The organism is Arsukibacterium perlucidum DSM 18276 (genome assembly GCF_000382165.1).
GTDB classification, from domain to species: Bacteria; Pseudomonadota; Gammaproteobacteria; order Enterobacterales; family Alteromonadaceae; genus Alishewanella; species Alishewanella perlucidum.
The window spans coordinates 1-7,207 of record NZ_KB907749.1 but is presented as its reverse complement, the minus strand read 5'-3'; the positions used below and the strand labels follow the sequence as shown (position 1 = coordinate 7,207).

The following is a 7,207-nucleotide window of genomic DNA, read 5'->3' as shown; positions in this document are numbered from 1 at the left end:
GGTTCTTATGGCCGCATCATTAGGTAAAGATATCTCGCCAAGCCAGCTAAGCTTCAAGGAGGCTGCCAGTCACATCGTGTTCCAGCTCGCCACATTACCTTATGTGTCACCGGGCCGTATTCCACGAGTGGTAATGGATATTACGGCAATGGCTTCATACTTCCTGCTGCCCGGAAGACGAGAGCGATGTTATCCCCGCTGCGTAAAATCAAGCAAATTGAAGTATCCTGTCAGAAAGAAAAATGCCGGTCAGCTTAACTGACCGGCATTACGCGTCTGCGGCCATTTTTGTCTGTGTAATCTGAGAAACTCTGCATGACTGGTTTACTCACATCAACACGCCATAAATCATCCCTGAGGCTCAGTTCCGGCCACCATGGCCTGCAACGGTTGATTTAGAGCAAACCAGTCATGCTTCTTCGCACCCGGCTAGAAGTTATACCGCAGGTTAGCGCTAATAGCGCGGCGCTGGCCGTAGAAACAATCGCCGCGGGCCAGGCAGGAGGTAATCACCGTTTTATCGGTGATATTCTGGGCCTGCAAGCTAAGGCTATAAGCGCCAAAATGGTAACCAAGCATCGCATCAAACAGGGTATAGCTGGCGGTAGTCAGCGGCTGGTTTAACACCTCGCCATTTTGCCCGGCAAAAGCGGTACCGTCTGAAGTTTCACCAACATAACGCACGCCGGCGCCAAACTGCCAGTTAGCAAGTACCGCCGGGCGCCAGGTGGCCCAGACTGACGCTAACTGATCCGGCTGCGCTGATAAGGCCGCCCCAGCCTCACCAGGCCGGTTACTCTGACTGACATAAGCATCGATATAGGCATAGCTGGCGTAGATATCCAGTTCGTCCCATGCCAACTGGGCTTCGAGCTCAACACCTTTCGACGTAACTTCACCATCCTGCACCTGGCCATTCGGGTTAATGACCGCCGGGTCTGCTGTCTGGACTGCAGATAAGCTAGTGGTGCGGTTTTGCTCGGTAATATCAAACACCGCGGCGGTAATTAAGTGCTCAGTGCCTGCCGGCTGGTACTTAATACCGGCTTCCCATTGCTCTCCTTTTTTCGGCACAAAAGCATTGCCGTAGGCATCGGTACCTAACAATGGTTCAAACGACTCGCTGTAGCTGATGTAAGGTGACACGCCGCCAGCTGCCAGATACATAAAGCCAAGCCGGCCGGTAGTAGCATATTGGGTAGTTGAAGCAACGTTAGCCTGTTCCGGATTAGTCGTAGCCTTGTCCCGGCGCAAAGCAGCAGAAAACAGCCATTTGTCAGCAATTTTCATATTGTCCTGTAAGTAAAACCCGGCCTGATAGGAAGTACTGGACGGCCGCCCGGCGATATCTGTCTGGGTTGGCAGATTATCGACCTGGCCATACACCGGGTTATATAAATCCAGTAAACCACCTGTTGCCGCATAATAGCTGTCGTTGTCGGTATAAGCATGCTGATAGTCAAAACCGGCTACCAGGTTGTGCTCTACCATGCCGGTATCCAGTTTGCCATGCAGCTGCAAATCGCTGGTCAGAGCGCGGGCGTCGGCATCACTCAGATAGACCACCCGGCTGACACTGCGGTTATCATCCTGCAGCACCGGCGGCCAGCCATACATCGTATGGTAATCGGCATGGCTGTCACTGTAACGGCTGGCCAGGCGCAACTGCCAGTCAGCTGATAAATCATGCTCGATAATCGCCGTTACTGCAGTTTGCTCAGTATCGTATTTATCAAAGCCAGGTTCAGAGACAAAGCGGTTGCTGGGGATCTGGCCAAACTCGTTTGGCAAAATAGTGCCCTTATGCGGAAAAAATTGAGTGCTGGAGCCAGATTCATTCTGCTGGAAATTACCCAGTAGGGTAATTTTGGTCGCGTCGCTGGCTTGCCAGCTGACTGACGGCGCCAGTACCAGGCTATTATCCGGTACAAAGTCGGTCTGGGTGTCGCTGTCGCGCCACAGCGCCACCATCCGGCCCTGCAAGGAGGCATCATCATTTAACGCACCAGTAATATCGCCGGCCAGCTGTTGGCGGGAATAATTACCTAATTGCAGCCATAGCTGACCGCTGCTGACCGGTTCTGGCTTTTTGCTGACTAAATTGACGATACCGCCAATTGAACCCTGACCATACAGCACTGAGCTGGGGCCTTTTAAAATCTCAATTTGCTGCAGTGTATAAGGGGCAACCCGCACGTTGTTATAAAAACCAAACAACGATTTTAAACCATCCAGATACTGCACCGGCGACACGCCGCGGATTTGCGCCCAGTCGCCCCGGGTATCCAGCCCATAGGGGCCATTGTATAAACCTGATACGTAGCCCAGTGCATCCTGTACCGTTAGCGCCCCTAAATCAGCAATCCGCTCTTCAGTCAGTACCGATACCGACAATGGCGTTTCAATAATCGGCGTATCTGATTTGGTTCCTGAGGCACTGACATAGGAGATCAGCCCGCGCTGACTTTTTACGGTGATCACTTCAATTCCTGCTTCACTGGCGCTGGCCGGGCCATTTTCAGCTGCACATAATGGCAGGCTACAAGCTATGGCAATACTGCTGGCTAATACTGAATACTTCATGCTGGCATTTCCTTGTTATAACAATGGCCGGCATTCTAAATGCAAATAGCTCTCAATTACAATAGTGTTGATAATCATTCTTATTATCATTAATATGGCATTCTGATGTAAACCTCAGCAATAACTGCACAGGCAAGGCTTTCATGGCAAAACTTAGTAATCGTTTCTGGTTTCAATTACATGGCTGGTTTTCGCTGCCAATCTGGCTGATTTTCTGCTTTGTCTGTTTAACCGGTACCATTGCCGTATTCAGCCATGAATTAACCTGGCTGACTAACCCGGCTGCCCGTGCCACTAATCCGGATAACCTGCCCGCCAAACCGGTGGCCGAGCTGGTTGCTGCGGTGCAACAGGCTTATCCGACAGCAGATATCGGCAGTGTAATGCTGTTTGAACCTTATCTGGTGAATGCCGTTTTTTTTACCGATCACGACAAGCCGTTTGCCATTGCCTACGTTAATCAGTACAGCGGCGACATTCAGCAAATTAATCAAGGCATGACCTTTATCAATTTTATGCGCAGCCTGCATGGCTGGTTACTGTTTCCGTGGCAAAGCGGCTACAGCGTCGGTTATTACCTGGTATCGGCGATGGCGCTGGTGATGTTGGGTGCCCTGATTACCGGTCTGGTCATTTACAAAAACTTCTGGCGTAGCTTTACTCAGCCCAAAGTGCGCTTGCATCAGGGTAAAAAGACCGTATTAACCGACTTACACCGCTTAGCCGGAGTCTGGTCTATCTGGTTTTTAATGGTGATGAGTGCCACCGGGCTATGGTATCTGGTGCAAGCGGTGATGTGGCATGCCGATATTGATATTGAGCCACATGCGCCTATTGTCGCAATCAGCGATGTCCCCAGCACAGCGGCAACACCGCCGGTCGATTTTGCCGCGGCAATGCAGCTGGCACAACAGCGCTTTCCGGACTTTCAGCCGAGCTTTTTAATGTTACCCGAGCATAATCGCGGCATGTACACCCTGATGGGCGGTGGCGACCATATTTTTTATGATCAGTATTCCTATAACCTGAGCATTAACCCCTGGACCGGCGAGATTGCCCATCAGAAATCACCGCAGACGATGACGGCTCTGCAAACGGTGATGCATATCGCCGACCCGCTGCACTACGGCACCCTTGGTGGGATCTGGACCAAAGCCATCTGGTTTTTATTTGGCCTGATGTTATCGGGCATGTCAGTTACCGGTTTTATGATCTGGGGCAGCCGTACGGTGAAAGCTGTACGCGACAGCCGCACAGCAGCGAACCTGCAGGAGGTGCCGGATGGCGCAAAGTAAAGTTTTCTGGCACCAGCATAAGTTTAAATTAAACGGCCTGGTGCTGCTGTTACCATTGTGGTTTTTGTATGACTCGCTGACGCCTCAGTTTCCAGCCGCGTGGCAGGCGCAGCAGCTGGGACAATTTGAAATTGCGCCAATGCCGCTGGATTTAAAACCGCCGTATGCCCATCATGATGAATTCGTAAAAGATTTCTATCTGAGCTTTACTCAGGGAGATATTGCAGCTATCCGTCAGGGTTATCTGAATATCGGCCCGGCCCCGTTGCCGCTGGCCGAATTACAACACGGCGAAGAGGGCATTTTACATGGCAGTCGCCATGGCCAGCATGTGCATGCCACCGCCCCGCCGCAGCTGACTGCCACCGATAAACTCTGGCTGACGCTGCAAACCTGGCAAGGCGAGCTGCTAACCACCAGCTGGGAATTGCCTGCGGAATTAACTCTGGCACCTGATGGTTAACGCTAAACAAACCGGTCACAGCCAAAGTAACTACAAGACCAGGCAGGTAACAGGTAGCCAACAGCCGCTTAGCTTCTGGCTGCTGGATTATTCTTTTATTTTAAGCAGACAATGTTTGGCAAAATCTGCTGCTTCGTTAGCACTCCAATCGCCTTTATCTTTAGCTTCCATTGCTTTACACCACCTGTCGGAACCAACCTCTGGTGCGCAGCCCGCCAACATTGCACTGCTTAACACAAGTAAAACCAGCATCTTTTTCATATGACTCTCTATATTTAAGGGTTAATAGATCCTGACCAGCAATATATCACTAAAACTTTAACATTATGGTTTAAATTAGGGTCACTTATTTAATCAGCTAGTTGCCTTGAATTGTGTGGGCTGCGTCCGGATATCCTGTTTACAGTAGCGAGTTTAAATGCCTAATAACAGGAGCAACACTATGCAACATATCGTGATTACCGGCGGCAATAAAGGGATTGGTCTGGCCCTGGTGAAGCAGTATCTGGCAAAGGGCGATAAAGTATCGGTAATATGCCGCCAGCCCTCGGCGGAACTGGCCGATTTGGACGTGACCTTGTATAGCGGGGTTGAGCTGAGTGATCCGCAGAAAATCAGAGAAGTTGCGGCCAAATTCGCCAAAAACAGCCTAGATGTACTGATCAATAACGCCGGCATATTTTGTAACGAAACCCTGGACAACTTTAATGAAGAAACCATTTTAAAGCAGTTTCAGGTAAACAGCGTTGCACCGTTATTACTAAGCCAGCAATTGCTCGGCGCCATCAAAGACGGTGGCAAAATAGCGATGATCACCAGCCGGATAGGCTCAATAGCCGATAACGACTCAGGCAATTACTATGGTTACCGGATGGCTAAAGCGGCACTGAATGCCGGTAGTGTGTCACTGGCCAATGATCTGGCGCCGCGCAAGATAAGTGTCGGTATTTACCACCCCGGCTACGTGCAAACTGAAATGGTTGGCTTTGGTGGCGATATCAGCCCCGACGAAGCCGCTCGCCGCCTAACCGGCTTGATTACCGAGCTGAGCCCTGCCAACAGCGGCAAGTTCTACCATAGTAATGGCAGCGAGTTGCCTTGGTAAGCAAGGCTGACTCAGCTTTTCTTTGCATCTGCGGCGAATTTTGCTTATGTTGCATTGCCACGGAGGGGATATGTCAGCCGATCAACACAACAAATCAGCTTATCAACATAATAAAACCATGGCCGCCACCCTGGCTTTGGTAAAACGACAAAACCAGCAGCTGCAAAGTAAAACTGAACTGCTGCAATTGCTGGATAAACTGGCGGCGTTGCCACAGCCTCTGGCGTATCGCCACCTGCCGTTGTGGCTTTTAAGTGCCGGCCTAATTGCTGCTGCACTGGCTTGTATCTGGCTGTACCATTATTTAGTCGAGCTAAGCTGGCTGCCCGCCATTGGTTGGGGGCTGCTGGGCCTGAGCTTGCTGCCCCTTATTCTGATAGGTTGGCGCCATGCAAGCTTTAAAAAGCTGGGCCGCGAGCTTTACTGGCAAAATGCGCTGCTGGATAACCAGCTACAGCTGCTACCCCCCAGCCGCTGGCCAGACAACCGTAGCTGGCAACAGCAGTTTGCTGAATTTGACCGTGGCAACCACAAACGCGAATTTAAGCAGATTATTGCCGGCAATTATGCCGGGGCTGAGCACCAGTTCGATTATCACTACTGGCATTTTCATTATGTTGACCGGCGCACAGTAACAAGTACCAACAGTAAAGGTCAGGTGCGCACCCGCACCCAGTATACCCATTATGATCGCTATGGCTTAATGCTGCCTTTTCGGTATGCACAAAACCTGTTTATCTGCGCCTTTGCGCCAGCTGGCTTTAGCGGCGAAAAATACCAGAGCGACTCCGGCCGGTTTAATAAACTATTTAAAGTGCGCGCCAAAGCGCAAATGCAGGCGGCGCGCTTTTTAAAACCGGCAGTGGTAGTGGCACTGGAAGATTTAGCCGGCCAGTTACGCCAGCTTAACCTGGAGTTCAGTGCCGATGGCGTGCTGTGTGTAAGTTTCGCCGATGCCGACGTGATTGATGCTAAGCCACCCTGCGGCCTGGAGCAGCTAAGCCGGTTCCGGCAGAGCATTGAGCAGACTACGGCGCTGCCAAAACTGCAACAAACTCTGGCCAGTATTCATCAGTTAATGCGACACTCTGATTCAAACTTTTGACTTTGTTACTTTGCAGGAGCTTAAGATGGTAACAGCTATTATTATTGGCGCAGTAATCTTACTGGCGCTGTTTATTGTGGTGATTTACAACGGCATTATTACCCGGATGAACGCGGTAGAACGTGGCTGGGCTAATGTGATCACCCTTGAGCGACAGAAAAATAAAATGATCCCGCCACTGGAGCAACTGGTCGCGCAGTTTCAGGTGCATGAAACCGGCCTGCAAACCCAGATAGCCGAGCTACGCAGCGGCATTGCGAAATTGCACAGCGATAACATTGACGCCAGCCAGTTACAGCAGGTTGAAAGTAAAACCAAAGATCTGATGCAGGGCCTGAATATTGCGGTAGAAGCCTACCCGGATTTAAAAGCCTCTGAGGCTGAGGGATCCCCACGAATTTAGCTCCAACACAATCCATACTCTGCGGTTTTCCGTTTGAAGTAAAGAACGCCGGATAACCAATGTTTTAAAGTTATCCTAAGTTCGCTTTGATGGATTAGTCTTGCCGCGATGTAACAGTAGCTGAGTACCCGTCGATGTTTGATAGTGTTTGCCTGGAAGCGTTTAGCCAACCCCGCTTGCTCTGCGGCTACACCAATAAAATTCATAGCAAACAACGCTAAAGTACCAATTAATACCAGCACTGCTAATCGTT

General features: G+C 50.5%; 7 protein-coding genes and 2 pseudogenes. 6 read left to right on the top strand and 3 right to left on the bottom strand.

Going from position 1 to position 7,207, the window contains the following annotated elements:
- A pseudogene (locus H141_RS21340) lies at positions 1-262 on the top strand (IS4 family transposase); the annotation flags it as partial.
- A 167-nt stretch (positions 263-429) separates the two neighbouring features.
- On the opposite strand, the gene H141_RS0119065 reads toward H141_RS21340, so the two are convergent.
- Complete coding sequence (locus tag H141_RS0119065; protein WP_019677870.1) at positions 430-2,583, bottom strand: TonB-dependent siderophore receptor; 2,154 nt, start codon at positions 2,581-2,583, stop codon at positions 430-432.
- A 143-nt stretch (positions 2,584-2,726) separates the two neighbouring features.
- Here H141_RS0119065 and H141_RS0119060 point away from each other — a divergent pair, with 143 nt between their 5' ends.
- Positions 2,727-3,878, top strand: a complete 1,152-nt coding sequence (locus H141_RS0119060) for a PepSY-associated TM helix domain-containing protein (protein WP_019677869.1) — start codon at positions 2,727-2,729, stop codon at positions 3,876-3,878.
- Complete coding sequence (locus tag H141_RS0119055) at positions 3,865-4,341, top strand: hypothetical protein (protein ID WP_019677868.1); 477 nt, start codon at positions 3,865-3,867, stop codon at positions 4,339-4,341. Before H141_RS0119060 ends, H141_RS0119055 begins: the two co-directional genes overlap by 14 nt.
- A gap of 87 nt (positions 4,342-4,428) precedes the next feature.
- Here the strand turns inward: H141_RS0119055 and H141_RS21335 are convergent, their stop codons facing one another.
- Positions 4,429-4,602 (bottom strand): DUF3012 domain-containing protein, encoded by a 174-nt coding sequence (locus tag H141_RS21335; protein ID WP_083923097.1) that lies wholly within the window; start codon positions 4,600-4,602, stop codon positions 4,429-4,431.
- 181 nt (positions 4,603-4,783) lie between these two features.
- Between H141_RS21335 and H141_RS0119045 the strand changes: the two genes are divergently transcribed.
- The 3 genes from H141_RS0119045 (at position 4,784) to H141_RS20675 (ending at position 6,954) form a co-directional block, all read left to right on the top strand.
- Entirely contained in the window at positions 4,784-5,446 is a 663-nt protein-coding gene (locus H141_RS0119045) for an SDR family oxidoreductase (protein ID WP_019677866.1), read from the top strand.
- Positions 5,447-5,516: 70 nt separating this feature from the next.
- A complete protein-coding gene (locus tag H141_RS21045) occupies positions 5,517-6,551 on the top strand; it encodes a hypothetical protein (RefSeq protein ID WP_019677865.1) in 1,035 nt (344 codons plus the stop codon).
- Positions 6,552-6,576: 25 nt separating this feature from the next.
- The gene (locus tag H141_RS20675) at positions 6,577-6,954 is read left to right on the top strand and encodes a LemA family protein (protein WP_019677864.1); all 378 of its coding nucleotides are present in this window, start codon (positions 6,577-6,579) and stop codon (positions 6,952-6,954) included.
- On the opposite strand, the pseudogene H141_RS21825 reads toward H141_RS20675, so the two are convergent.
- Positions 6,951-7,207: pseudogene (locus tag H141_RS21825) on the bottom strand (hypothetical protein); the annotation flags it as partial. The gene H141_RS20675 and the pseudogene H141_RS21825 overlap by 4 nt on opposite strands.